Consider the following 26,685-nt stretch of genomic DNA (forward strand, 5'->3'; position numbering starts at 1 on the left):
GGCAGCTCCTTTGGCGCACCAGACAGCCTAATTAGCAGACGGAGAGGAGCCGAGGCTAGACGGGGTCCCGTAAATTTCGGGATACAGCTCCTTGTAGATTGCGGTCTGGTCTCCGGCGACGCAGGCGCTGTTCATCTCCAGGCCGGAGCCTTTGATGTTTGCGAAGTAGGACAAAAGGTGTCCGCCGTTCTCGTTGGCGTAGAGGCGGATGAGGCCCGGTTCCCTGGGGTTGGTTTCGGTACGGGTGGTGAAGCCCTTGGATTCCCAGAACGCTCTGACCACGCTTACTGATGCTTCCAGGTCCACGGGGTCAGGCGTTTGGGTCAGGATGCTGTAGTTCACGCCGTCTTGCCCGTCGGAGGTTCTGCAATCCATGTTACGAGTGCCCTTATCGACCCATTTCTGGGGTCCGATGGCTTGTTGGGTTTCGGTTTTGAAGGCGTGGAGATCCGCGAGGGCTTGTTTGAGCTCTTCGACTTGGGCTTTGACGGTCGCAGGGTCGCTGGGATTGGCTGAGCCGGTCATAGGGTTCTCCGTGGTGGGTGTGCAGGCGCTCAGTGCAAGGGCCGCGCAGAACAGTCCGGCGAGTATGCGGAGGTCCGCGAGCCGGGCTTTGGGTTCAAAGGGCATGTGGTTCACGCTTCCTGAAATCGTTCCAGACTCACGCGCCAGCATGAGGCAGGACAGGACACCCCAGAAGCCAGCACTCTGCGTCAGCTCTCCTTGGTACTCGGCGAGGGACTGGCGCTTGCTTCCTGCCTGTCCAATTCCTCATAGATTTCGTGTTGGTTCCCGGCGATGCAGACAGTGTCCATTTCCAGGCCGGAGCCTTTGACATTCGCGGTGAAGGATATGAGGTTTCCGCCGTTCTGATTGGCGTAGAGGCGGATGAGACCAGGGTCCAACGGGTTGGTTTCCACGCGGGTGGTAAAGCCCTTCGATTCCCAGAACATTTTGACGACGTTGACTGATGCTTCCAGGTCGACGGGATCAGGGGTTTGGCTCATGACGCTGTAGTTCACGCCCTCCCTTCCATCACCTGCATTGCAGGCGCTGTTTCGGGTGCCTTTATCGACCCATTTCTGGGGTCCGATGGCTTTCTGGGTTTCGGTTTTGAACGCGTGGAGATCCTTCAGGGCTTGTTTTAGTTCTTCTACCTGGGCTTTGACAGTTGCGGGGTCGCTGGGATTGCTTGAGCCGGTCATGGGGTTCTCCGTGGTGGGTGTGCAGGCGCTCAGTGCAAGGGCCGCGCCGACCAACGTGGCGAGTAGGCGGCGGCCCGCGAGCCGGGCTTTGGGTTCAAAGGGCATGTGGTTCACTCTTCCTGTGTTGTTCAACGGCCAGCAAATCCAAGGGGAGGCGAAACAGGCCGTCCGTTTGGCAGGATACGGTCTCCGTTGCCGGTTGTTGTGAGGGCAGCTTCATACAGGGCCGTGGTTTCTTTATCCAGGTAGCCGTAGCCGTCACTGGCTGTCCTGTGTACCAAGGTGTTGTGTTCGGTAGTGCCTTGGTACTGGGTCCCGTCGATCGTCGCTTCTTCTGAGGAGAACACTTTCGCACCGAAGGATTCCAGCCGCGGATCTTGGCGTTGGAAGCGACCCAGGTCAGCCAGCCCGTCACCGCTGGCTTCGGAGGCGTAGACGTGCCCCCCGGGCACGTGGAGGTCTCCGGTGTTTCGGATCTCTTTTTCGATGCCGGCGGAGCCGAGCATCGTGAAGGAGGCGACGTTCAATGCCGCGGCGGCAAGGGCGTTGGACGTCACGGTGGTGCCGTAGGAATGGGCCAAGACGTGCAGGGTCTCCGGGGTCCTGTTGCCCAAGCTCTCTCTGACGGCGTTGAACGCCTGAAGGTCTGTGACGAACCGTTCGGCACCGGTGCGGGCGGCATCACCGCTGTTCACCGTCGGAACCGTGGGCGGCTCGTAGTTGATCCACGCCACCACCGCGAAGGACTCACCCGCGTCGTTCAGGCTTTGCCGCAACTTGAGGTTCGCGGCGTTTGTTGCCCAGTCATTGAAGCCGCTTTGCGGTGTAATGTTCATACCCGACACAGCGTAGGTAACGTTGTCAGCCGTATCGGGATTACCAGCAGAGACCTGTGCCTTCGGTGAGCCGTGAGTCAGGTCGAAACCCAGCAGGACAGCTTTGGTTCCGCCCGCGTTCCTCAGTGCGTCGGTGATGCCATCCAGGGCTTTCTGCTGCGTTTGCAGCCGTGTCCAAGCCGGGTTGGTCATGGACATGCCTTGGCTGGCGGGCAGGAGTTGAGGCGTCCTGGCCAGTTCGGCGTTGATGCGGTCCTGCTCGGTGATGAGGCGTTTGCGGTTGGCGAGGTTCCGGGCGGTCGCGGTGATTCCGTTCAGATTCCCGATGACTCCGGGGATGGCCTCGATCAGGAGCAACTGGGCCTCGCCGGGTTCAAGTGTCCCGCCAGCGACTGTCTGGCCGAACCCAGCCCACCACTTTGCTATCACCACGGGGTCCTGCCCTGGTTGTTCAAGCAGCCCCTGAAGTCGGTCCTTGTTGGCAGGTACGGCGAGCCAGGCTTTCAGTTGTGCGGCGTTCAGGGCCCCGATATCGTTCAAACCGACTTGCCCCGGTGGTGCGTACATTATGAGAGCGCTATTGAGCATGGTGTCGGCCATGGGCCCGCTGCCGGCTGCTTCGAATGCCGCGGCGATCTGCTCAAGCCACGTCGCGTCAGCGGCGTTCTCAGTCAGCAGTTCCTCGAACCCCGACACAAACGTGACACTGCCGCTATTCACCCACGAACACGCTGAGGTGAAACCGCTCCACGCGTTCCGGATTCTCCCCAGCTCCGTGTCCAGGATGTTGGTGAAGGCGCGGGATTGGGACACAAATTCGCGCAGCTTTCCAGGATCAGCCGAGCTGGTAGCGCCCCCCGATCCACCGGCGAACCGGGCCCGGGCCCTCGCCGAGAACACCGCTGAAATCGTCGGTGCAGCGACCGGCCATTCCATGGGCATCGGATCGATCGCCACACCCTGGAAAGTCTGAAAGTGTTGTTCACGGAAATCGGCGCGTTGCTGCCAGGCAGCAAGTTCCTTCACCCGGGACTTCTCTTCCCGTGCCTGGACCTTTGCTTGCCTGACGTCCTCCGCCAACGCCGCGAGGACACCGGCAAGCCGGCCACGGTCATCGGCCCGGACGGCCAAAGCGCGGGCGAACAAGGTCGCATAGCCGCCCCTAAAGTCCTCCATCGCATAACCCGTGGCGACAACCAGGAAGCTACCTTCGGAGCGCAGGGTCTGATCCGCGGAATCAGCAGCGCTGATCAGAGCGTCGGCGGCGCCATCGTCGAACGCAATCTCCACCGCCGTATCAAAGATCCCCACGCCGAGCCCCCTCACTTGAATAGTTAATCCATCGAATAGCATAACTGACGGGACCAGAGTGTGGGACGTGACCGGGAAACAAAAAAACAGGCCGGAGACTCAAGGTCTCCGGCCTGTCTTGGAGGGTGGGCCCTGTGGGGATCGAACCCACGACCCACGGATTAAAAGTCCGATGCTCTACCAACTGAGCTAAAGGCCCCTCCAGCTGTAGAAACAGCCATGAATACTGTACCCCAAGGTCAAGGCCAGCAAGGAACTCAACGTGACGTGCGCCGTCGTCACCTTCTTTGGGCGAACGTTCGACGGCGGCACGCGGCGGCCGCGGCGTGTCGGGCCAAGCGCGGCGGCAAAGTGGGTGGTGACGGCACGCCACCAGTACCAAGGCAGCCCCGGCAACCGTTACTCGACCCCACCAGAGCACAGGAGTACGGTGAACTCATGAGCGAACAGCCAGAACCGCGAGCGTACGGCGGAGCAAACCGGCATCACAAGCCGAAGCCCTTCGCGCCCATCGATTTTGAACCGTTCGCAGGTGGCGCCGACCCCGCGCGGGTTTCCGAGGCTGCCCACCTTGCTGCCCAGGCTTTGGTGAGGCGGGGCCGCGACAGCGACGACCCGAAGGTCACGCGCCGCCTGGTGAAACTGGCCGATGAGCAGGGCTTGGAAGCCATCGCCGAGATGTGGGCAGAAAGCCCCGCCCGCAGCCTTCCCGGCGCGCTGTGGCGGCTCTACGCCCTCCGCGCCGCCACCATCCAGAACCCCGAGAAGATCTCCGTCTACTTCAGAGCCGGCCGCGATACCGCGCAGGTTTCCAACGTGGTGGCCGGCGCTGCGGAGCCGCCCGGAGCCGACGAAATGAAAACCATGGCTGACGCCATTTTGTCCGGCGCGTTCGACGGCGAGTTCGACGTCGCGCTGGAACGTTCCGCCGCTTTCTGCCGGGTAGTAGCACTCGGCCAGGCCACCCTCGCCGACGGTGCAGAGCACAGCAATGAAGGCCATGCGAGCAAGCTGACCCGCAACTCGCACCAGCTGGTCAAAACGGCCGAGGACCTTGAGCACGCCGCCAATGCGTGGCGCCTGGGCGAGCTGGACTAGCCAACAAAGAGGGCGAAACGTACCCACGCCGGCCCCGGACTGTCAATGTTGACTTAGACCGCCTGACGGTGAAAACTAAAACTGGTGTCGAACCGCGAAACCCCCGGGCTTCAACTTATAGCCGCTTCGAGCGGCCTACCGCCGAGAGGCGTATCCGGTTCGGCACCATTTTTATGCCCGAACGAAGTTTGCCCGGGCCAGCACTGAAGCGGACCCGGGCAAAGTGCACTGGGAAACTACTTCAACGTGACAATGGTTTCCGCGGTTTCCTTCTTGTCGTGGTCAAGGTCGCCTGCAGCGTCCTGCGGGGTCATGGTCGCCGAGATCTCGGTTTCCTTGCCGGCGGTGTAGCCGAAGTTCTCCGCGATGTTGAAAGACTCGCCCGGCTTCAGGACGAACGGGTCCTTCTCCTTCAGCTTCACACCGGAGCTGCTCAGCCCGTGCTTCTTGTAGCCATCGCTGCTGGAATCTGACGGCATGCCGCCCATGTACTTCCAGTCCGTGTACTTTGCCTTGGGCGTGATCAGCGAGTGGCTCAAGGGGATCTCGGCCGATGAGGTGTTGGTGACCACGTAGTTCAGGTACACCACGGGATCGCCCTTCTTGAGCAGGTTCTCCTTGGTGTCCTTGTCCACGAACATGCTGTCCTTGGACGCGACGTCCGTGGCCACCTGGTAGATGTCAACGCTGAAGCTGTCGCCCTTGAGGTTCCCGAGCTTCTCGCCGGCATCTGAGATGGGGAGCGCCCAGGCTGCCAGCTTGTAGTCGCCCGATGACGAATCGGCACCTTCGGACGAGGAAGCGGACGCCGAGGCAGCAGATGATGAGGCGGACGAAGACGAGGAGGACGACGACGATTCCGAGCCGCCCGTCGTCGGGCCGGCCGTAATTGGGCCACAGGCGGTCAGGGCCAGCAGGCCGGCAGCGGCGAGGCCGGAAATTTTGATGACATTGTTGAAGCGCATGGTTCCCCCATTGAGTGGATTAATCGGTGCTTGACCTAGTGTCGCACGGTTGCGGGGGCGCAGCGATGGGGAGATCTGCCCGCAACGCTCCCCGAACTTCGCAGACGCCTCGGCCGTGCCGGTAAAGTTATGACCGAAACGGGCAGCGTCAAGTCAAGCGGTCCGCGCCCATCCGTCCCCAGCCCGGAAGCGACATGAAGCTGCGCCTTTTCCCCCAGGAACCTGCCGGGCTCGTACTGCTCGCGCAGATGGCCGGCGTCATCGTGGCCGCCACCGGAACGCTCTCCGAAATCCTCGGAGCCCCGGCAAGCGAACACGAGCGCCTTGCAGAAGAACTTCACGAGCATGAGTCCAAATCCCTGGACCTGCATTTCGCGCTCCTGACCCACATGCGCACCAGCTTCGTGAACCCGCTCCCCCGCGAGGACATGTACACGCTCTCCCGCCACCTCAACGAGGCCATGGAGAAGCTGGATGCCGCCGGCGACCTCGTAGCCCTGTACAAATTGGATCGCCTCCCCAAACGGGCGGCAGACCAGCTGGAGATCATCAGCAGGCAGGCTGAGCTCACAGTGGACGCAATGCGGAAACTCGAAGACCTGGACGAACTCGAGGACTACTGGATCGAAATCCTCCGGCTGGCCAAGCGCGCAGAGCGCACGCACCGGATCTGGGTGGCCGAGATGCTCAAGGACATGAAGTCCACGCAATACGCGCGGCACCGGGACATCGCCAACCAACTGGTGGAAGTTACCAAGGACATGCGGAAGGTCGCCACCCAGGTAGGCAGCATCATCGTCAAGGAATCATGACGTGACCATCGCCATCCTGGTCCTGGTAGTTGGCCTGGCCTCTGGGTTCGCGTTCCTCAATGGCTTCCGCGACGTCTCCAACGCCGTCGCGCTGTCCACGCGGACCCGCGCCCTTACTCCTTCAATTGCGGTGCTCCTGGCCGCCCTCTTCAACTTTTTGGGTGCCATGCTCAGCGGCACCTTCATCCTGGCTTTCACTCAGTCCTGGATCACCCTGCCCAGCGGCACCAGCGGGCTGACCATCCTCGCCTCGGCCCTCACGGCAGCCATCCTGTGGGGTGTGTACGCGTGGTGGCGCGGTATCCCCTTGTCCTCCACCAACTCGTTGGTCGGCGGCCTGATTGGCTCCGGCGCCGCGAGTGTCCTGGTGGGCGGCAACGCCGTGGGTGGCATGGACAACGCCCTGCTCACGCAAGTGGCACTGCCTTTGATCCTGTCCCCGATTATCGCGTTCGCAGCAGCGTACCTGTTGGTCTGGCCTGTAACGTGGGCTGCCCGGTACACACAACCCAATGTGGTGAACCGGCGCTTCCGCCGCGCGCAGGCCGTGTCCACTGCCGCTGTGGCGTTCGGTCACGGCCTTCAGGATGGGCAGCGAACAGCTGCCGTCATTGTGCTGGCCATGGTGGCCGCGGGGCTGTCAGGCGGAGAGGATGTGCCGCTGTGGATCCTGCTGCTCACGGCCGTCATGCTTACCGCGGGCACCCTGTTTGGTGGCTGGCGGATCTCCCACACTCTGGGCCACAAACTCATCCGGGTGGATCCCCTGCGCGGCTTCGTGGCGCAAACGCTGACGTCCGTGATGCTCTTTGTCGGCGCCATCGGTTTTCATCTGCCGCTGTCCACCACGCACACACTGACGGCCTCTGTGCTGGGAGCGGGCGTGAACCAGCGGTTCCACACCGTCAATCGTCGTCTGGTCCGGCGGATTCTGCTGTTCTGGGTGGTGACTCCGCTGGTCACCGCCGCCGCGGCGTTCATCCTGGAGTTGGCGTTCTCGCCCCTCGCGGACCTGTAACCTTCACGGACGCATCCAAGTAAGTAGCAGTTCAGGTCGTTCCCAGCGCTGGGAACGACCTGAACTGCGACCTAGTTGGGTACAAAAAACGACGGCGGCCGTACCCCCAAGGCGACGGCCGCCGTCGTTCTGTGCCGACTCCCCCCATAGAAGCCGGAACCTGCAAGAACCCTTATCCGAAGCGGCCGGAGACGTAGTCTTCCGTTGCCTTCTGGCCAGGGTTGTTGAAGATGCTGGTGGTGTCAGCGAACTCGATCAGCTTGCCTGGCTTGCCGGTGCCGGCGATGTTGAAGAACGCGGTCTTGTCCGACACGCGCGCAGCCTGCTGCATGTTGTGGGTCACGATCACCACGGTGTACTGGTCCTTGAGCTCGTTGATGAGGTCCTCGACGGCCAGCGTGGAGATGGGGTCCAAGGCTGAGCAAGGCTCGTCCATCAGGATCACCTGGGGCTCCACGGCGATGGCGCGGGCGATGCACAGACGCTGCTGCTGACCGCCGGAAAGGCCGGAGCCGGGCTTGTCCAGGCGGTCCTTGACCTCGTTCCACAGGTTGGCACCCACCAAGGACTTCTCCACGAGGGCATCGGCTGCACCCTTGGAGATCTTCTTGTTGTTCAGCTTCACGCCGGCCAGGACGTTATCGCGGATGGACATGGTGGGGAACGGGTTGGGGCGCTGGAAGACCATGCCCACCTGGGTGCGTACGGTGACGGGGTCCACGCCGGGGCCGTAGAGGTTGTCGCCGTCCAACAGGACCTCGCCCTCGACGCGGGCGCCGGGAAGGACCTCGTGCATGCGGTTCAGCGTGCGGAGGAAGGTGGACTTACCGCAGCCGGACGGGCCGATGAAGGCCGTAACGGATTTGGCCTGGATGTTGATGTTGACGTCCTCGACGGCCAGGAAGTTGCCGTAGTAGACATTGAGGTCTTTGACGTCGATGCGCTTGGACATGGTGTTCCTTTGTTCCTTGGGGGTGTGGAAGTTTGAAGGTGCCGCCGCAAAACCCGGCGGCCAGCCCGGCTAGCGTCCCGTTTTGGGTGCGAACAGACGGGCGATGAGGCGGGCTCCGAGGTTCAGGAGCATCACCAGGATGATCAGCACCAGCGCGGCGCCCCACGCCCTCTGGTCCGAGGGCTCAGGATTGGACGGCGACGTCGGGTTGAGGATCTGCGTGTAAATGAACGTGGGCAGCGAGGCCATCCAGCCACCGAACACGTTGTTGTTGATGGTGGTGGCGAAGCCTGCGGTCACCAGGATCGGCGCAGTTTCGCCGATCACCCGGGCGATCGCCAGGGTGACACCGGACGCAATGCCGGAGATCGCCGTCGGGATGACCACTTTGGTGATGGTGCGCCACTTGCGGACGCCCAGCGCGTAGGAGGCCTCGCGGAGCTCGTTCGGGACGATCTTGAGCATTTCCTCGCTGGAGCGGACCACCACCGGGATCATCAGGACGGAAAGCGCGACGGCGGCAACCGCACCGGTCTTGGTGCCGGGGCCCACGATGGCGAAGAAGAACGCTGCCGCGAAGAGACCGGCCACGATGGACGGGATGCCGGTCATGACATCCACGAAGAACGTGATGGCGCGGGCCAGCGGACGGTCGTTGCCGTATTCCACCAGGTAGATCGAGGTGAGCAGGCCAACCGGCACGGAGATGACAGTGGCCAACAGGGTGATCTGGAGGGTGCCCATCAGCGCGTGGTAGATGCCGCCGAGAACGGGGGCACCTTCCTCTACTGCCTTGTTGTCGAACGCGCCGGTAACGCCATTCATGGACGTGCCCAGGAAGCCGGGAGTGATGAGGCCGGGGATGCCATTGACCAGCACGGTAAAGATCACCGAAATCAAGGGCAAGAGTGCAACCAGGAACGAGCCGACCACCAGGCACGTGGCGAGCTTGTCCTTGGCTTTCCGGGCACCTTCAACAGCACCGCTCCACGAGACCAGGCCTACGGCAAACAGGATGGCGGAGACGAGGCCCCAGCCGAAGGCGTTGAAGCCGATGAGCGCCATGATGGCCGCGCCCACAACGAGTGCGACGGCCAGGACAATGTAGGGCGCGAACTTGGGCAGCTGGCCCTTGGTGAGCGCTGAGCGCTTGCGGACTACTGTGGCGGTCATTTAGTTGGCTCCCGAGAATTCTTTGTGCCGGGTGATGATCCAGCGGGCGATCATGTTCACGCCCAGGGTGATGACGAACAGCACCAGGCCGGCAGCGATCAACGTGTTGACCTTGATGCCGCTGGCTTCGGGGAAGTTCAGGGCAATTTCGGCAGCGATGGTCTGGTTGCCGGACTGGATGAGGCTGGCCGTCAGGACACCGGAGGAGAGCACCAGCGCAACGGCCATGGTCTCGCCAAGTGCTCGGCCAAGACCCAGCATGATGGCGCTGATGATGCCCGGGCGGCCGAACGGCAGGACGGCCATCTTGATCATTTCCCAGCGGGTAGCTCCAAGTGCGAGCGCTGCTTCCTCGTGCAGCTTGGGGGTCTGCAGGAAGATTTCGCGGGACAGGGAGGTAATGATGGGCAGGACCATGACGGAAAGGACGATGCCTGCCGTCAGGATGGTCTTGCCGGTGGCGGATGCCGGTCCTTCGAAGATCGGGATCCAGCCGAGGTAGGTGGCCAGCCAGTCGTAGGCCGGGGAGATTTCCTTGGCCAGGAAGGCCGCGCCCCAGGCGCCGTAAACCACGGAGGGAATGGCAGCGAGGAGGTCCACTACGTAGCCCAGGCCCGAAGCGAGCCGACGGGGAGCGTAGTGGGAGATGAACAGTGCCACACCGATGGCCACGGGGGTGGCGATGACGAGTGCGATGACTGCGGCAATGAGGGTGCCCACCACGATCGGGGCGATGTAGGCGAAGAAGCCGTTTCCGCCCTGGATGTCTTCGGCAGGGGCGGTGAGCGCAGGGATTGCCTGCACCACAAGGAACAACGCGACTCCGAAGAGGACCGCGAGAATCAGGCACCCTGCGGCCATGGCGGCCCCGGAGAAAACCTTGTCCCCGGCGCGTCCGGCGCCTTGGGAGGTTGTCAGGGAGTTGGTGGTCACTTCACGATCCTTCAGTCTCAGTGAACTGGTCTTACATGGCTAAGTTCCCTGCCCCGCGCCGGTGCCGCGGCGGCCACCGGAGAGCGGGACAGGGAACTTCAATGTTCAGCCGGGTTCAAGCAAACCCGCCGGGAAACCTTAGGACTTGGCCTTGATGGTTTCGATAGCGGCCGTGGCCTTGTCCTGCAGGGCCTTGGAGAGCGGCGCGGACTTTGCGGCGTCGGCTGCGGTCTTCTGTCCTTCGTCGGAGACGACGTAGCTTTCGAAGGCCTTGACCAGGTCAGCAACTTCCTTGGTCTCGTAGGTGGTGCAAACAACGTGGTACGAAACCAGGACTACGGGGTAGGCGCCCGCTGCGGTGGTCTTGCGGTCCAGCTTGATGGCGACGTCGTTGGCGGCGCGGCCGTCAACGGGCTTACCGGCCTCGACTGCCTTGGCGGCGGCTTCGGCGGAGATCTTGACGAACTCCTCGCCGACCTTGATGGAGGCGGTGCCCAGCTTGCCGGAGACAGCGGAGTCATCGGCGTAGGTCACGGCACCAGGGGTGTCGGTGACGGTCTTGACGACGCCGGAGGTGCCCTTGGCGTTTTCGCCGGCCAGGGTTGCGGGCCAGATGCCGGCAGCCTTGTCCGTCCAGACCTCGGGAGCAGCAGCTGCGAGGTAGTCGGTGAAGTTGGTGGTGGTGCCGGAGTCGTCAGAGCGGTTCACCGGGGTGACCTTGAGGTCCGGCAGGGTGACGCCTTCGTTGAGGGCGGCGATTGCGGGGTCGTTCCAGTTGGCGATTTCGCCGCGGAAGATCTTGGCGACGGTTGCGGCGTCGAGCTTCAGTTCCTTGACGTCCGGGATGTTGAAGGCCACAGCGATCGGGGAGATGTACACCGGGATGTTGATGGCGCCGTCGGGGCCGCACTTGGCCTTGGAGCTCTCGAGCTCTTCATCCTTCAGGTAGGCGTCAGAACCGGCGAACTGTGCCGAGCCGTCGATGATGGCCTTGCGGCCTGCGCCGGAACCGTCCGGGGAGTACTGGACCGTGGCGCCGGAGTTGGCGGTGGAGAAACCGGCCTTCCAAGCGTCCATGGCTGCGCCGGTGGAGGAGGCGCCGATGCCGGTCAGCGTGCCGGTGACCTTGGTGCCGGATGCGGCCGACTGGGTGCCGCCAGTGGTGCCCGTTGCGTTGTCTGAACCGCAAGCAGTGAGCGCGAGAGCGCCGGCTGCGATGACCGCGATTGCCGCGTTGCGGCCGAAGTGAGTTGCCTTCACTTGGATGTGCCCCTTCCAGGGATTCTTCGATGCGGGCCGAACGGAGATTTCGGCGTGCGCGAGCTGAGGACCTTTTGTTCCTTTACTGAAGGTAAGGAGCGCAGGTAACGGGACCTGCAGTGGAAGGTGAACGGAAAGTGAACGACGGCGGACCATTGGGTTATGTGGCGCGCGCCACCTTGAGCGGCACCCGGGATGCGCTTGGTGCCTTCGTCCGAATTCGCGCCGGGCAAATAGACTGGACGACATGGCTGCCGCGAAGGGATTTTCTGCAAGCAAGAGGTTCCTGCGCGCCAGAGTCAGGACCGGTTTGGTCCGCAGCCGGAATTCGTTGACACCGGCAATCCAGATGACAGTGTGCGCTGTAGGCGCCTACGCTTTCGCCGAGTATGTCCTGGGCCACCAAGGACCGCTGTTTGCAGCTACGTCTTCCCTGATCGCCCTCGGGTTCTCCCGTGACCCGCGGCTGCGCCGGGTGATAGAGGTGGGCCTCGGCTGCACACTGGGCATCGTTGTTGGTGATTTGCTGCTTCACTGGCTGGGCGCCGGGATCTGGCAGGCCGCCGTCGTACTTCTTTTCTCCATCCTGCTGGCCAGGTTCCTGGACAGCGGCACTATTTTCACCACTCAACTGGGGCTGCAGTCCTTGCTGGTGGTGCTGCTGCCGGCACCGGCCGGCGGGCCTTTTACGCGCAGCCTGGATGCCGTGGTTGGAGGTGTGTTCGCTCTGCTGGTGACCATCCTGGTGCCGAAGGATCCGCGGCGGGAGCCCCGGAAAGATGTCCAGAAGATCCTGCACGAGCTCGCGGAAGTGCTGCGCGAATGCGGCAAGGCCCTTACCGAGAGCGATTCCACCATCGCCTGGCACGCCTTGATCCGCGGCCGCAACTGCCAGCCTTTGGTGGACCGGATGCGGCAGACGCTGCGTGCCTCGGGCGAAGTAGCAACTCTGGCTCCCGCGCACCGGAGGCACCGCGACGAGCTGGCCGGCCTGGAGCACTCTCTGGAGTACATCGACCTGGCCCTGCGTAACAGCCGGGTGTTCGCCCGGCGGCTCACCAGCGCCATCAACCATGCCGCGTTGTCCGATGAAGCGATCGACAGCATCTCCGAAGTCCTGCAGGAAACCGCTGCGGCGATCGACGAGATGACCATTGGCTTGTCCGAGCAGAGTGAAGGTACCCGCCGGGTCCACCTGCGCCGCGCCCGGAACGAACTCTCCGACATCGCCGCCCGCCTGCACCCCAAGATGCTGGACGTCCAAAGGCTGGAGGGCGAAACCGTGGTCATGCTGTTCCGGCCCCTCATGGTTGACCTGTTGGAGGCCAGCGGGATGGAGCCGGAGGAAGCGCGGGCAGTGCTGCCAGCGCTGTAGCCCTCCGTTCCTCCCAGAGAAGCCCCAGACCTGTTTGGCAGAATGGGCCGATGATCCCTGCCTTATCCACACGCTTCCGGGCTGCGCCGGCGCTCCGGCAACGGCAGCGGCTCCTGTTCCTGTGGGCAGGTGGTTTGCTGGTGGCCGGCGATGCCATCTTCTGGTTGATGTTCGCCGCCGTGCTGTCCGAGACCGGGCTGGCCACCGTGGATGGCACGGTCCACAGTTTCATGGTCGATTCGCGCGGCCCGGTGGTCACGGCCTTCCTCACGGCGTTGACTACGGTCACCTCACCCGTGTGGATGACGGTCATTAGCGTGGCGGTGGCCGTCGCATGGACGGCCTGGAAGCGGGAACTATGGCGGCCGGCTGTGCTGATGGGCGCTATGTTGCTCGCCGGTATTCTCTCCACCGTCATCAAGCAGGATGTGGGCCGCTCCCGACCGCCATCATCCGATTTCCTCCTCGGCCCGGACGACGCCCTGTCCTTCCCTTCCGGCCACACGCTTGGCGCCGGCATTTTCGCGCTGGTCCTCACCTACCTGATCGTCTCGCGTTCGGGCACGCGAACGACGGCGGTGCTCGCCTTCACTGGCGCCGCCTTGCTGACGCTGCTGGTCGCCTACAGCCGGGTCTACCTTGGGTACCACTGGCTGACGGACGTCGTTGCTTCGCTCGGGCTTGCGCTTGGTGTGACGGGTATTGCGGTGTTTGTGGACGCGGCGCGGCACGGGGGACGGCTCGGCTAATACTGTCAGTCCCCGCGGCTAACCTTGAACCCATGGCTTCCAAGACCTCCCGCGCATCCAAGACACCCGCCTACAAGTGCGCCGAATGCGGCTGGACCGCCATCAAGTGGGTGGGCAGGTGCGGTGAGTGCCAAGCCTGGGGAACCGTTGAGGAGTACGGCGCCACTGTCGCGCGTACGACGGCGGCCGCTACAGTTTTGGAGCCGGCCCGCCGAATCGCTGAGGTTGATGGGACCACTGCGGCGTTCCTGCCCACGGGCGTGGACGAGCTGGACCGCGTCCTGGGAGGAGGGCTCGTCCCCGGTGCCGTCATCCTGCTCGCTGGGGAACCCGGCGTCGGAAAGTCCACGCTCCTGTTGGACGTCGCGGCGAAGTTCGCCCGTACGGGTCAGGATGTCCTGTACATCACCGGTGAGGAATCTGCGGCACAGGTGAAGCTGCGCGCGGAGCGGATCGACGCCGTCGCCCATACGCTGTACCTTTCCGCGGAGACCGACCTCGGGCAGGCGCTGGGCCAAGTGGAGAAGCTCGAACCCAAGCTGTTGATTGTCGACTCCGTGCAAACGCTGAGCAGCGCGGATGTCGAAGGCAGCGCCGGCGGTGTATCCCAGGTGCGCGAGGTCGCTGCCTCCATCATTGCCGCAGCCAAGCGGCGCAACATGACCACGCTCCTGGTGGGCCATGTGACCAAGGAAGGCACCATCGCGGGGCCGAGGCTGCTGGAACACTTGGTGGACGTCGTGTGCCAGTTCGAGGGCGAGCGACACTCCCGCCTGCGTCTGCTGAGAGCCGTCAAGAACCGCTACGGCGCCACGGACGACGTCGGCTGCTTTGACCTGAACGAAGCGGGCATCGAGGGATTGGCTGATCCCAGCGGATTGTTCGTTTCACGCACCCGCGAGCCAGTCTCGGGAACGTGCATCACGGTGACCATGGAGGGTCGCCGGCCGCTGCTGGCAGAGGTTCAATCCCTTCTGGCCGAGAGCGCCAATTCGCAGCCACGCCGGGCCACCAGCGGGCTCGAGAGTTCCCGCGTCGCCATGCTGCTCGCGGTTCTCCAGCAGCGGGCAGGCTGCATGCTGCACAAGGACGACTCCTACGTGGCAACGGTCGGCGGCGTGAAGCTCACGGAGCCCGCCACTGACTTGGCTGTTGCCCTCGCGGTTGCCTCCGCCAAGTCCCGGAAGGCCCTCCCCCAACGCCTGATTGCCTTTGGCGAGGTTGGCCTGGCCGGAGAGGTCCGCCCTGTTCCCGGGATCAACCAACGCATCCAGGAAGCACACCGCCTCGGCTTCACCCACGCGATCGTTCCTGCCAGCCCGGCGGGCGCCGGGATCATCCCCGACGGCTTCTCGGTGCGCGAAGTAGGCCACTTGGCGGAGGCCCTCGAACTTCTGATCACTTAACCCTTCCGGGGTGTCGAGCGGCTCTGAGCTGCGGTTTCGGCAAGGATTGGGTCATGACCAAGAGAACTGTGCTTATCGGGGGACGCTTTTTCTTTGGCCTTTTGACCTTGGTGGCGGTGGGGACACAGCTGACAGTTCATCTGGGCATGGGCTATGACCTCTGGAACTTCTTCAGCTACTTCACCAATCTGTCCAATATCTTTGCCGCGTTGGTGCTCCTCATCAGCGGGTACAGGGTCCTGATCCGCAAGCGCCCCAGCGAAATCGACGATGTCACCCGTGGCTCAGCCACCATCGCCATGGCCGTGGTGGGCCTTGTTTTTGGCGCACTATTGGCGGGCGAAGACCTCGGTTCGCTGCTGCCGTGGGTCAACTTCGTGGTGCACTACCTGATCCCCGTAGTGATGGTGGCGGACTGGCTCTTCCAGCCCCCGCTGGCCACCCTGCAACCCAAGCACATTTGGTACTGGCTGCTCTATCCCATCGGCTACCTCGTCTACAGCCTGATCCGGGGAGCCTTCGTCAACTGGTACCCGTACTGGTTCATCGACCCCTCACGCGCCGGCGGCTGGGGCGGCGTGATCATCTTTGCACTCGCCATCTCCGTTGGCTTCCTCGTGGTGAGCTTGGCAATGCTGTGGCTTGGGAACAAGCTGAAGCGGCAGGTGGATTACTAGGCGCTCTTCGCTGCGAGCGCCGGCTCAGGCGCCGCTCCAAACCGGCCGATGAGTTCTCCACTGGCGGCCCTCACCGCCGGAAGTTCGTGCCTGAGTCCTGCGAGGAACATCACGGTGTCGGCCGTAGTGGACGCCGATTCCGCTGAGATCAGTCCGTCCGCACGGAGGTTGATCAAGGACTCCACCAGTCGGAAGGCCGTATCTCCGAGGCTGGCGTCCGAATCCGCCACCGCCGTCAGTTCCCGCCCCAAGTCAGCGTAAATGGTCCGAAGTTCCGTCCGGGCGTCCATGAACGGCTGGAAGACCTCCGCCCTGGCCTCCGGAAGGTGGTACAGCACGCCGAGGTTCCAGCGGGAACTGCAGAGCTGCGAACCGTCGAACAGCACCACCGCGTGCAGCCGCGCTGCGGCGGCAACCGGGCCACGCCCGGCTTCCTCCGGGTGGCCGTGCACCGCACGGGCGAAGTCCAGGCTGGTGGACACCGTCCCGCCAAGAAGCTCGCCCAGGATCTCGTCCTTGGTGGAGAAGTGGTGATACAGCGATGACTGCCGGATTCCGACGGCGTCAGCGATGGCCCGCGTGGACGTGTTGGCGAATCCTTGGCCCGTAAAGAGCTCGGCTGCCGCATCCAGGATTTCGTCGCGGGCTGTGGCTCCCCGCCGTACCGCTTGCTGCTTGCGGGGGCGTCCCGGTCCGACTGTACTCACCCTTTCATTCTTGCATCGCAGCACCGCCAAAGGAGCCGTTCACGGCCTGCTGAGCCGACGGTGAGATTTCCTTTACCTCCCCGAAACGCACGGTAACCAAGGCTTTACATCGGCGAAACGCTGCGGGGACACCGCGCTGGAAAACTATCAAGTGACCGATATTCCGGACGGGTCATCAGAAACCTCTCCGGGCTGGTCCCCTATCCCGTTCCAGACACGGAGAACCCGATGACTTCCACCCTTTCGACGACGGCCAGCCGCACTGACGACGCAGACCTGACAGCCCTCGGCTACCAGCCCACCCTGCACCGCAAGCTGGGCCGCTACGCATCGTTCGCCGCAGGTTTTTCGTTCGTCTCCATCCTCACCACCATCTTTCAGCTCTTCGCTTTCGGCTACTCCTTCGCCGGCCCGGCCTTCTTTTGGACCTGGCCCGTGGTTCTGGTGGGCCAGCTCCTGGTAGCCCTGAACTTCGCCGAACTCGCCGCCCGATACCCGTTGTCCGGCGCCGTCTACCAGTGGTCGCGGCGCATGGGTGGCGAAGTGGTGGGATGGTTCGCCGGCTGGTTCATGGCAATCGCCCAGGTGATCACAGCTGCCGCAGCAGCCATCGCCCTCCAGGTGGTCCTCCCCCAGCTGTGGGACGGATTCCAGGTGGTGGGCGGCGACCCCTCCCTGGCATCCCCCACGGGCGCGGCCAACGCAGTAATCCTTGGAGCCATACTCCTGGTGATCACCACTGTGATCAACTGCCTCGGCGTGAGGCTCATGTCCCACGTGAACTCCATTGGTGTCACCTGCGAGATTGTGGGCGTCGCCGCGGTGATTCTCGCCTTGTTCTCAGCCGCGCAGCGTGGCCCGGAGGTGGTAGCAGACATCAGTGTGGTCACTACCTCGGACCTTGGTGCCGTGGGCGCCTTCCTGGTCTCCGGCCTGATGGCCGCGTACGTGATGGTCGGCTTCAACTCAGCCGGTGAACTCTCGGAGGAAACCAAGAACCCCCGCAAGACCGCACCGCGCACCATCTTGTCGGCGTTGATCATCTCAGGTGTTGGCGGCGGGCTGATGATTATCGCTGCCCTCATGGCAGCGCCAAGCCTCGACGACGGCAGGCTCGCCACCGAGGGACTCCCCTACGTGCTGACGGCCGTGTTGGGCACGTTCTGGGGCAAGGTGCTGCTGGTGGACGTGGCAATCGCCATCTTTGTCTGCACCCTGGCCATCCAGACGGCCGGTTCACGCCTGGTGTTCTCCATGGCCCGCGACGGCAAGCTTCCGGCCTCGGCCCGGCTCGCGAAGGTCCACCCCAAACGTGGAACCCCCATGTGGCCCTCCATCGCGATCGGCGCCCTGGCGGTGGGGATCCTCGCCATCAATATCGGCAACTCCGCACTCTTCACCACTCTCTGCAGTGTGTGCATCGTGATGGTGTACCTGGCGTACCTGATGGTCACGGTCCCTCAACTGCTCAGCCGCTTCCGGGGTGACTGGGGCCGGGTGGGCCAGACCATGCCGGCGGGGCTGTTCTCCTTGGGCCGTTGGGGCCTGCCCGTCAACGTCCTGGCCGTCCTGTACGGCGCCCTGATGGTCATCAACCTGTCATGGCCCCGCCCCGAGGTGTATGACCCCTCCGGCGAACACGGAATCCTGCTCTTCTCCGCCCCCATCATGGTTGGCGCCGTCCTGCTCCTGGGCATCTGGGTCCGGAGGAACCTCCGGGTCCGGCAGAACAAAGCGGCAGAGGCATTGGACCCCACCAACCCTGCTGGCTGACCCCGCCGCACCACCATCCCGCTCAAGCACAGAAATGAATGCCATGACACAGATTCTCGAAACACGGACTACTGAAAACGGAACCGCCACCACGGCAGGCGCCAGGTTGCACGCCCGGGCCCAGCATGGCCGGGCAGTGGAGACCATGATCCATGTCCCGCCCGCTTCGGCTCCGGCCCGGTTGACGGAGAGCCTCCCTGCGGAGGCAAAGACCGCGTTGACCTGGGCCGAGACACTGGCCTTTGGCCGCTACACCCATCTGGAACTGGCCCGCGGGACGCGCATCAGGATCACAGACCTCGACGGCGATGCCTGTGTTCACGCTGTCCTCATCCGGAGCGGCGCACAGCACGAGCGGCTCAACGTCGCGGACACGGTCAAGGTCCCCTGGCAGGCGTACTTGACCACCGGCCACCCCCTGCTGTCCGACGCCGGGCGGCTGATGGCCACCGTAGTGGCCGACTCGTCCGGCAACCACGATGCCCTCACCGGCACCACCCATCTGGCCGGAAACACCGCCAAGTACGGTGCCGGATCAGCGCACAGCCCGTCACCGGCCGGCCGTGAACTGTTGACCCTTGGTGGCATGAAGCATGGCATCAGCCAGAAAGAACTCCCTCCGTCATTGTCGTTCTTCAAGGGCGTCACCGTGGACGTGGACGGCAGCATCACGTTCGCCGGCAGCGCCGGCGCCGGTGCCGCCGTCGAACTTCTCCTCCACATGGACGCAGTGCTGGTACTGGCCAATACCGCCCACCCGTTGGACCCCCGTCCGGACTTCAGCGGCAGCGCCGTGGACATCGTCGCGTGGCGGGCTCCGCAGGACCTCCAAGCCCTGGTGGACGGAAGCCTCAACGTGGACCTCGGCCCAGAGGGGCGTCTGGCCCTCCACAACACAGAACTCGACTACAACGCAAGGACCTCCGCATGAACGCCATCACAGAAATCAGCCCCGCACTGGTCCCTGGCCGCGCCGTACTGGACGAACTGGTGGAAGCCCGCGGCCCGTGGTCGGCCGTGGTTGAGGCCGGAGACGTGCTCACCATCGTGGACCACGACGGCAACCAGGCCGTGGACTGCATTCTCTACGCGGCCAAAGACACCAGCACCCGGTACTCGGCCGCCGTGACCATCGCAACCCAGGGCAGCATCTTCCTCACCACTGGCTCGGTCCTCCGCGCCGACAGCGGCCAGGCACTCATGACAGTGGTGGCAGATGAGGTTGGTGTCCACGACACCATCGGCGGCGCCTGCTCCCAGGAATCCAACACGCTCCGCTACGGCCAGCACACCCATGAACAGCACGCCTGCGTGGAGAACTTCCTCATTGAGGGCGCCAAGTGGGACCTCGGAAAGAAGGACTTGGTGTCCAACATCAACTGGTTCATGAACGTGCCGGTGGATCCCGACGGCGCGCTGGGCATCGTGGACGGGCTGTCCGCGCCCGGCAAGCGAGTGGCACTCCGCGCCGAAGTGGACACGTTGGTGCTGGTGTCCAACTGCCCCCAAATCAACAACCCCTGCAACGGCTTCAACCCCACGCCGGTGCGCATGATCGTCACACGTCCGGAGGCCCGCGCATGAACCGCTTCGACACCCTCCTCATTGCCAACCGCGGCGAGATCGCATGCAGGATCATCGAGTCCGCCCGCAAGGCCGGGCTCCGCACCGTCGCTGTCTTTTCCGAAGCGGACCGCGGCGCCAAGCATGTAAAGCTCGCTGACGAGGCCGTCCTCCTGGGACCTGCACCGGCCAAGGAGTCGTATCTCAAGATCGACGCCATCCTCAGTGCGGCAGCTTCCACCGGGGCCGGAGCCATCCACCCTGGCTACGGGTTCCTGTCCGAAGACGCAGCCTTCGCGGAAGCTGTTGAAGCGGCCGGCCTGGTCTTTGTAGGCCCCACCCCGGACCAGCTCCGGATTTTCGGGACCAAGCACACGGCCCGCGATGCCGCGCAACGCGCCGGCGTTCCCATGATCGCCGGATCCGGCCTCCTGGAGGACCTGGACGAAGCCGTGGCAGCATCGGAAACCATCGGTTTCCCGCTCATGCTCAAGGCAACCGGCGGTGGCGGCGGCATCGGCATGGCCGTCTGCCGCGACGAAGCCGGGCTCCGCGAGAACTACTCCCGGGTGGCCCGCCTGGCCAGTTCCAGCTTTGGAACGGCCGGCGTCTTTGCCGAACGCTACATTGAACACGCCCGCCACGTGGAAGTCCAGGTGTTCGGCGACGGCGAGGGTCGCGTGGTGAGCCTCGGCGACCGTGACTGCTCGCTGCAACGCCGCCACCAGAAAGTACTTGAAGAGGCACCCGCGCCGGATCTCCCTGATGCGTTGCGTGAGGAACTGCACCGGAGCTCACGCGCCTTGTGTGCCTCAGTGGGCTACCGCTCGGCCGGAACGGTGGAGTTCGTCTACGACCCCGTCCGCCAGGAAGCATCCTTCCTGGAAGTCAATGCACGGCTGCAAGTAGAGCACCCAGTCACCGAGGCCATCACCGGCGTGGACCTGGTGGAGTGGATGCTGAATCTGGCCCAGCAGGAGCCCGTGCTTGATGGTGTGCCGGACAGCGTGCCTGTCTCAGGCCACGCTGTGGAAGCCCGCATCTATGCAGAAGACCCTGCCCGGAACTTCCAGCCCAGCGCCGGAACGGTTACCAACGCGCAGTACCCGGGCTCCGACGTCGTACGCATTGACGCCTGGGTGGAAACCGGCAGCGAAGTCTCCACCAGCTACGATCCCCTGCTGGGCAAGGTCATCACGTCCGGCAGCACCCGTGACGCCGCCTTCGACGCCCTGGCCACTGCGCTGGCAGGAACCCGCATCGATGGCATCGAGACCAACCTGGGCATGCTGCGTGCCGTTGCCGGGATGGACGTGGTCCGTACGGCACAGCATTCCACCGGAACCCTCAACACCGTGGGCGACCCTGAACCTCGGATCACCGTTGAACGGCCAGGCCTCCAGACCAGCGTGCAGGACTGGCCTGGCCGGACCGGGCTGTGGCAGATCGGCGTCCCGCCCAGCGGCCCCATGGATGATTTGTCGTTCCGGCTTGGCAACACCGCACTGGGCAATCCAGAGGGAGCACCCGGCCTGGAATTCACCATGGCCGGGCCGGCGCTCCGTTTCACCCACGCCACCACGGTGTGCGTCACCGGCGCCGACGTCACAGTGACCGTCAACGGCAATCCTGCCAGCGCCTGGGAGCCCATCACCGTCCCCGTGAACGGCCTGCTGGATGTCGGATCGGCTGACGGTTCGGGGTTGAGGGGTTACATTCTCTTTGAAGGCGGGCTTGACGTTCCCCAGTACCTCGGCAGTGCGTCCACCTTCACGTTGGGCCAGTTCGGTGGCCACGGCGGCCGCGTGCTGCGGGCCAGCGATGTGCTCCGCACGGTCACCGGTCACCTGCCTGAGACCGTCCCCGGCGCGGTTCCGGCAGAGAGCCGCCCGGCACTCACCTCGGAATGGGAGCTGAAAGTAGTGGAAGGGCCGCATGGCGCACCGGAATTCTTCCAACGCGAAGACATTGAAGAGCTCTATGCCGCCGAATACGAGGTCCACTTCAACTCCGCCCGAACCGGTGTCCGCCTGATCGGCCCCAAGCCGCGCTGGGCACGCAATGACGGCGGGGAAGCCGGACTGCACCCCTCCAACATCCACGACACCGCGTACTCCGTAGGCGCGCTCGACTTCACCGGCGACACCCCCATTCTCCTGGGCCCTGATGGTCCCAGCCTGGGCGGTTTCGTCTGCCCGGTAACGGTGGTGACCGGCGAGCGCTGGAAGCTGGGGCAATTGCGGCCTGGTGACAAGGTCCGCTTTGTGCCCATCCGTTCCGTCGAGGCGCCTTCGGTCAAGGAACTCGGCGCCGCGCGGCAACTGATACTCCCGGGCAGTGCCGACTTCAGTACAGGCATTGCGTCCGGCACTACCGGACTGCTTCGCGGAGATGGCGACGACGGCGTGCTGGGCCGGGTGCCCGAAGGCGACGGACGGCCTGCGGTCACCTACCGACGCTCCGGTGATGACAACCTGTTGGTGGAGTACGGCGACATGGTGCTGGACCTGGGCCTGCGCGCCCGCGTCCACGCCCTCCACCAGGAACTTGAACGCCTCGCAGTCCGGGGCATCGTGGATCTGACCCCGGGCATCCGTTCCCTGCAGATCAAGGCCGATCCTTCCGTCCTGCCCACCTCGAAGCTGTTGGGCCTGGTGCGCGAGGTGGACGCTTCGCTCCCAGCGAGCTCGGAGTTGGTGGTACCCAGCCGCAGCGTCCGTCTCCCCTTGTCCTGGGACGATCCCGCCACCCGCGAGGCAATCGAGCGCTACATGGCCGGTGTCCGCGACGACGCCCCGTGGTGCCCGTGGAACATCGAGTTCATCCGCCGCATCAACGGCCTGGACTCCGTCAACGACGTCTTCGACACCGTCTTCAACGCCGAGTACCTCGTCCTGGGCCTGGGCGACGTGTACCTCGGAGCACCGGTGGCAACCCCATTGGATCCGCGGCACCGGCTGGTCACCACCAAGTACAACCCTGCCCGCACGTGGACCCCTGAGAACGCCGTGGGCATCGGCGGGGCCTACATGTGCATTTACGGCATGGAGGGACCCGGCGGCTACCAGTTCGTGGGCCGCACCACCCAGGTTTGGTCGCGGTACGCGGATTCGGCGCCGTTTGAACCGGGCTCCCCGTGGCTGCTCCGGTTCTTCGACCGTATTTCCTGGTACCCCGTCAGCCCCGAGGAGCTCCTGGACCTCCGCGCAGACATGGCTGCGGGCCGCGGCCGTGGCGTAGAGATCCAGGACGGCACGTTCTCGCTGGCCGAGCATGAGGAATTCCTGGACCGCAACAGCGTGTCCATTGCAGAGTTCCGCGAGACCCAGTCGGCCGCTTTCGCCGTGGAGCGCCAGGCTTGGGAGGAGGCCGGCGAGTTCGACCGTGCCGAACAAGCCGTTTCACTGGCCCCACCGGCCGACGAGGTCGTAGTGCCCGACGGCGGCACTTTGGTGACTTCACCGTTCGCGGCCAGCGTCTGGAAAGTGGACGTGGAACCCGGGGACCTCGTGGTGGCCGGCCAGCCGCTGGTCTCCCTGGAAGCGATGAAGATGGAGACGGTCATCCAGGCTCCGGTAGATGGCGTGGTCCAACGGGTCCTGCCCATGGCCGGCGCCCAAGTGGTGGCAGGCGAAGCACTGGTGGTCCTGGAGCCCGTGGACGTCCGGGAACCCGCACTTGTGCTGGAAGGAAGCGCATCATGAGCGGGCCCACCGTGGAACGCGTCCTCGCCGCGCTTAAGGCGATTGACGCCGTCGACCGTCCTGAAATCTGGATCCACCTGCGGGGGCGGGACGAACTGCTCGCGGAGGCGGCCCGGATTGACGCCGCCGTGGCGGCCGGTGAGAACCTGCCGCTTGCCGGCCTCCTGCTCGCCGTGAAGAACAACGTGGATGTTGCCGGTATGGTCACGACGGCGGCGTGCCCCGGCTTTGGGGATGCACCCGCCCGGGATGCGGTGCCGGTTGCGCGGCTCCGCGCTGCGGGAGCGTTGGTGCTTGGGGCCACCAACCTGGACCAGTTCGCCACAGGACTGGTGGGGACGCGCAGCCCGTATGGAGCTGTGCGTGATTCGCGGCGTCCGGAGCGAATTTCCGGTGGTTCAAGTTCAGGTTCTGCTGTGGCGGTGGCCTTGGGCTTGGTGGACATCGCCATCGGGACGGACACGGCGGGTTCGGGCCGGATTCCCGCTGCACTGCAAGGGATTGTGGGGATCAAACCCACCCTGGGCGTGGTGTCCACCGAAGGTGTGGTCCCGGCATGCCGTTCCTGGGATACGGCAACCATCTTCGCGCGCGACCTCGCCACTGCGGAGCTCGCCATGGGCATCATGGCCGGGCAGGGCCGCCCGTGGCCTGCAGACGCCAAGGTTGCGGCGCCGTCCACGCCGCGGGTGGCCTATCCCGCCGCTCTGCCGGCACTCCCGGACGCCTGGGCGGCCGAGTTCCGGGAGCAGATTGAGCGACTGCGGTCCACCGGAGTAGTGGCCGAGCCCATCGAACTTGACGTCTTCCTAGAGGCCGCACGGCTGCTGTACGACGGCGGATTGGTGGCCGAACGCTACGCCGCCGTCGGCAGCTTCATTGACTCGGTGACGTCCGGCGGGGTGTCCGCAACGCTCGACGCAACGGTGGCCGGCATCATCAAGGCTGCAGGCACGGTCCCTGCGCACCAGTACGTGGCGGACACGGCGGCGTTGGAGCATCTCAAGCACCAGGCCATGGAGCGGTTGGACGGTTTCGATGCGCTGATAGTTCCCACGGCACCGTTCCATCCGACGCTGGCCGAGGTCGCAGCCGATCCCGTGGGGGTCAATTCCCGGATGGGTACCTATACCAATTTCTGCAACCTCTTCGATCTCAGTGCCGTTGCGGTACCGGCGGGTACCGTCACCGAAACAGGCGGCGCGGGCGAAACAAGCAGCATCGCGCAGTTCGGCCTGACTGTGGTTGCCCGGACCTTCGAGGACGGGGTGGCCGCGGACATCGCGCGGCGTATTGAACTGACCCCGGAGAATCCGGAGTTGGTCGCAGCCGGAGCCGCACCCGCCACGTCGCCCGGCCGCAAGGTTCCGTGGCCGGTTGCTGCGGGAGCCGCCGTCGTTCCCCTCGTCGTGGTGGGGGCGCACCGGAAGGGGCAGCCGCTGGCGGCTGAACTTAAGCGGCGCGGGGCTTTCTGGGACGGGCGGGTAGTCACTGCGGCCCGGTACCGAATGGTGGCCTTGGAAACCACCCCTCCTAAGCCCGGCGTGGTTCGATCTGAACACGGGGCCGGGCTCGTGGCCGAGAGGTGGCTGCTTTCAGAGGCCGGGCTTGGATCATTTCTTGCTGAACTGCCGGAACCCATGCTGCTGGGTTCCGTCACGCTGGACGATGGCAGCAAAGCCGTCGGCTTTGCCTGTGATGCCGTGGCGGCGGCAGAAGGACGGGACATTACCGAGTACCGCGATTGGATTAAATACCTGGAGAACAAGGCGGCTGGACCGGGAAGCCACGGGTTTTGGCGCGAGGCGGGAGGAGCTTTGCTGACTGGACTTGGGCGCGGCCGGATCTAGGCGGCAGGCGGCTGATCAGCGGAAATGGGGGTCCCGGCGATTGGCCGCCAAACCACTTTCCGGGCATCCCCGAAGATAAAGAAATGACCCACTTTGCGGCTTGCTGGTGCGGTTAACGGTGCCCGGAAGCCCTATCATGGTGCTTGTCGTCTTTGGGGCATTTTTTGTGAGTGCCCGCTGACGCCGGATTCAGCTTGTCTGTGAGCCGTGGCTTGCACCTTCGAAGGGAAACCCTATGGCCCGGAGCCCGGAAGAGTCGCTTAAGGCGACCCTGGCCAGAGTCGCACCCGGAACTCCGTTGCGTGATGGCCTGGAACGCATCCTCCGTGGACGGACCGGCGCCCTGATCGTGTTGGGCTACGACCGCACCATCGACTCCATCTGTTCGGGCGGATTCGATATCGGCATCGACTTCTCGCCCACACGCCTGCGTGAGCTGGCCAAGATGGACGGCGCCATCATCTGTGACAAGGACGCCAGCAACATCGTCCGTGCCGCAGTCCAGTTGGTCCCGGATTCAAGCATCGAAACCCAGGAATCGGGCACCAGGCACCGCACGGCTGAGCGCGTGGCCATCCAGACCGGCGTTCCCGTGATCTCCGTCAGCCAGTCCATGCAAATCATCGCGCTCTACGTGAACGGCCTGCGGCACGTGCTGGAGGGGTCCGAGAAGGTCCTTGCCCGCGCCAACCAGGCCTTGGCAACCCTCGAGCGGTACAGCGCCAGGCTGGACCAGGTCACCAGTTCCCTCTCAGCCCTCGAAATCGAAGCCCTCGTTACCGTCCGGGACGTGGCAGTCACCCTCCAGCGCCAGGAAATGGTCCGGCGCATCTCCGAGGAAATCGCCCAGTACGTGCTGGAACTTGGCGAAGATGGCCGGCTCCTTTCCCTCCAGGTGGAAGAACTCACCATGGGCCGCGGGCCCGGCAGCGACGTCATCATCCGCGACTACTCGGACCCGGACGCCTCGCCTGAGGAAATAGAGGAAGCCGTCCAGGCGCTCCTCAACCTTGGACCGACGGAACTGATCGACCTCAGCCGTATTGCCCACATCATTGGCTTCGCTGGCGGGGTTGAGCAGTTGGACGCAGTGGTCCAGCCGCGGGGCTACCGCCTGCTGTCCGGTTTGAAGTCAGTGCCCAAAGCTGTGGCCGATCGGCTGGTGGACTACTTCGGTGGGCTCCAGAACCTCATGGCAGCAACTATTGACGATCTCATGACTGTGGACGGCATCGGCGATCAGCGTGCCCGCACAGTCCGCGAGGGCCTGAGCCGCATGGCCGAGGCCAGCCTCCTGGACAGGTTCCTCTAAGCTGGC

23 protein-coding genes and 1 tRNA gene are annotated in these 26,685 nt (G+C 64.3%); 14 read left to right on the plus strand and 10 right to left on the minus strand.

Features of this window, described 5'->3' with window-relative positions; translation table 11 throughout:
• Window positions 1-27: 27 nt before the first annotated feature.
• The 4 genes from LN996_RS06755 to LN996_RS06770 form a co-directional block, all read right to left on the minus strand.
• Window positions 28-630, minus strand: a complete 603-nt coding sequence (locus tag LN996_RS06755) for a hypothetical protein (protein ID WP_231339660.1) — start codon at window positions 628-630, stop codon at window positions 28-30.
• Between the two features lie 83 nt (window positions 631-713).
• Window positions 714-1,310 (minus strand): hypothetical protein, encoded by a 597-nt coding sequence (locus tag LN996_RS06760; protein WP_231339661.1) that lies wholly within the window; start codon window positions 1,308-1,310, stop codon window positions 714-716.
• A 23-nt stretch (window positions 1,311-1,333) separates the two neighbouring features.
• Window positions 1,334-3,352: an alpha/beta hydrolase gene (locus LN996_RS23780; RefSeq protein WP_231339662.1), complete on the minus strand. Its 2,019-nt coding sequence runs from the start codon at window positions 3,350-3,352 to the stop codon at window positions 1,334-1,336.
• 126 nt (window positions 3,353-3,478) lie between these two features.
• Window positions 3,479-3,551 (minus strand) — tRNA-Lys (locus LN996_RS06770).
• A 63-nt stretch (window positions 3,552-3,614) separates the two neighbouring features.
• Between LN996_RS06770 and LN996_RS06775 the strand changes: the two genes are divergently transcribed.
• Together LN996_RS06775 and LN996_RS06780 are read left to right on the plus strand one after the other, a co-directional pair.
• On the plus strand, window positions 3,615-3,794 hold the full coding sequence (locus LN996_RS06775; RefSeq protein ID WP_231339663.1) for a hypothetical protein: 180 nt from the start codon (window positions 3,615-3,617) through the stop codon (window positions 3,792-3,794).
• Window positions 3,791-4,450: a hypothetical protein gene (locus tag LN996_RS06780; protein WP_231339664.1), complete on the plus strand. Its 660-nt coding sequence runs from the start codon at window positions 3,791-3,793 to the stop codon at window positions 4,448-4,450. The genes LN996_RS06775 and LN996_RS06780 overlap by 4 nt, the downstream gene beginning before the upstream one ends.
• Window positions 4,451-4,686: 236 nt before the next feature.
• Here LN996_RS06780 and LN996_RS06785 read toward each other — a convergent pair whose 3' ends face one another.
• Window positions 4,687-5,415: a hypothetical protein gene (locus LN996_RS06785; protein WP_231339665.1), complete on the minus strand. Its 729-nt coding sequence runs from the start codon at window positions 5,413-5,415 to the stop codon at window positions 4,687-4,689.
• Window positions 5,416-5,609: 194 nt separating this feature from the next.
• On the opposite strand from LN996_RS06785, the gene LN996_RS06790 reads away from it, so the two are divergent.
• Both LN996_RS06790 and LN996_RS06795 read left to right on the plus strand, forming a co-directional pair.
• The gene (locus LN996_RS06790; protein WP_231339666.1) at window positions 5,610-6,227 is read left to right on the plus strand and encodes a DUF47 domain-containing protein; all 618 of its coding nucleotides are present in this window, start codon (window positions 5,610-5,612) and stop codon (window positions 6,225-6,227) included.
• 1 nt (window position 6,228) lies between these two features.
• Window positions 6,229-7,245, plus strand: a complete 1,017-nt coding sequence (locus LN996_RS06795) for an inorganic phosphate transporter (protein ID WP_231339667.1) — start codon at window positions 6,229-6,231, stop codon at window positions 7,243-7,245.
• A gap of 172 nt (window positions 7,246-7,417) precedes the next feature.
• Here LN996_RS06795 and pstB read toward each other — a convergent pair whose 3' ends face one another.
• From pstB to pstS, 4 genes are all read right to left on the minus strand, one after another.
• Window positions 7,418-8,197, minus strand: coding sequence for a phosphate ABC transporter ATP-binding protein PstB (pstB, locus tag LN996_RS06800; RefSeq protein ID WP_011772968.1), 780 nt, complete (start codon window positions 8,195-8,197; stop codon window positions 7,418-7,420).
• Window positions 8,198-8,266: 69 nt separating this feature from the next.
• Window positions 8,267-9,370: a phosphate ABC transporter permease PstA gene (gene pstA, locus LN996_RS06805; protein WP_231339668.1), complete on the minus strand. Its 1,104-nt coding sequence runs from the start codon at window positions 9,368-9,370 to the stop codon at window positions 8,267-8,269.
• Window positions 9,371-10,303: a phosphate ABC transporter permease subunit PstC gene (gene pstC, locus LN996_RS06810; RefSeq protein ID WP_017197022.1), complete on the minus strand. Its 933-nt coding sequence runs from the start codon at window positions 10,301-10,303 to the stop codon at window positions 9,371-9,373.
• Window positions 10,304-10,441: 138 nt separating this feature from the next.
• Window positions 10,442-11,563, minus strand: coding sequence for a phosphate ABC transporter substrate-binding protein PstS (gene pstS, locus LN996_RS06815; protein WP_231339669.1), 1,122 nt, complete (start codon window positions 11,561-11,563; stop codon window positions 10,442-10,444).
• Window positions 11,564-11,810: 247 nt separating this feature from the next.
• Here pstS and LN996_RS06820 point away from each other — a divergent pair, with 247 nt between their 5' ends.
• Genes LN996_RS06820 through LN996_RS06835 form a run of 4 tightly spaced genes read left to right on the plus strand, consistent with a single transcriptional unit; the run spans window position 11,811 to window position 15,770 of the window.
• Entirely contained in the window at window positions 11,811-12,938 is a 1,128-nt protein-coding gene (locus tag LN996_RS06820) for an aromatic acid exporter family protein (RefSeq protein ID WP_231339670.1), read from the plus strand.
• A gap of 50 nt (window positions 12,939-12,988) precedes the next feature.
• On the plus strand, window positions 12,989-13,687 hold the full coding sequence (locus tag LN996_RS06825) for a phosphatase PAP2 family protein (protein WP_231339671.1): 699 nt from the start codon (window positions 12,989-12,991) through the stop codon (window positions 13,685-13,687).
• A gap of 32 nt (window positions 13,688-13,719) precedes the next feature.
• On the plus strand, window positions 13,720-15,093 hold the full coding sequence (gene radA / locus LN996_RS06830) for a DNA repair protein RadA (protein ID WP_231339672.1): 1,374 nt from the start codon (window positions 13,720-13,722) through the stop codon (window positions 15,091-15,093).
• 53 nt (window positions 15,094-15,146) lie between these two features.
• Window positions 15,147-15,770 (plus strand): Pr6Pr family membrane protein, encoded by a 624-nt coding sequence (locus tag LN996_RS06835; RefSeq protein ID WP_231339673.1) that lies wholly within the window; start codon window positions 15,147-15,149, stop codon window positions 15,768-15,770.
• Here LN996_RS06835 and LN996_RS06840 read toward each other — a convergent pair.
• Window positions 15,767-16,477, minus strand: coding sequence for a TetR/AcrR family transcriptional regulator (locus tag LN996_RS06840; RefSeq protein WP_231339674.1), 711 nt, complete (start codon window positions 16,475-16,477; stop codon window positions 15,767-15,769). The genes LN996_RS06835 and LN996_RS06840 overlap by 4 nt on opposite strands.
• 228 nt (window positions 16,478-16,705) lie before the next feature.
• Between LN996_RS06840 and LN996_RS06845 the strand changes: the two genes are divergently transcribed.
• From LN996_RS06845 to disA, 6 genes are all read left to right on the plus strand, one after another.
• Window positions 16,706-18,250 (plus strand): amino acid permease, encoded by a 1,545-nt coding sequence (locus LN996_RS06845; protein WP_231339675.1) that lies wholly within the window; start codon window positions 16,706-16,708, stop codon window positions 18,248-18,250.
• Between the two features lie 43 nt (window positions 18,251-18,293).
• Entirely contained in the window at window positions 18,294-19,181 is an 888-nt protein-coding gene (locus LN996_RS06850) for an urea amidolyase associated protein UAAP1 (RefSeq protein ID WP_231339676.1), read from the plus strand.
• Window positions 19,178-19,834 carry an urea amidolyase associated protein UAAP2 gene (locus tag LN996_RS06855; RefSeq protein WP_231339677.1) on the plus strand — a complete coding sequence of 219 codons (657 nt, stop codon included), beginning with the start codon at window positions 19,178-19,180 and terminating at the stop codon, window positions 19,832-19,834. The genes LN996_RS06850 and LN996_RS06855 overlap by 4 nt, the downstream gene beginning before the upstream one ends.
• Entirely contained in the window at window positions 19,831-23,517 is a 3,687-nt protein-coding gene (gene uca / locus LN996_RS06860; protein ID WP_231339678.1) for an urea carboxylase, read from the plus strand. Before LN996_RS06855 ends, uca begins: the two co-directional genes overlap by 4 nt.
• The gene (gene atzF, locus LN996_RS06865) at window positions 23,514-25,367 is read left to right on the plus strand and encodes an allophanate hydrolase (RefSeq protein ID WP_231339679.1); all 1,854 of its coding nucleotides are present in this window, start codon (window positions 23,514-23,516) and stop codon (window positions 25,365-25,367) included. The genes uca and atzF overlap by 4 nt, the downstream gene beginning before the upstream one ends.
• Before the next feature lie 235 nt (window positions 25,368-25,602).
• Entirely contained in the window at window positions 25,603-26,679 is a 1,077-nt protein-coding gene (gene disA / locus LN996_RS06870; protein ID WP_231339680.1) for a DNA integrity scanning diadenylate cyclase DisA, read from the plus strand.
• Window positions 26,680-26,685: the final 6 nt, after the last annotated feature.

Source organism: Arthrobacter sp. AK01 (assembly GCF_021109375.1).
Taxonomy (GTDB): Bacteria; Actinomycetota; Actinomycetes; order Actinomycetales; family Micrococcaceae; genus Arthrobacter.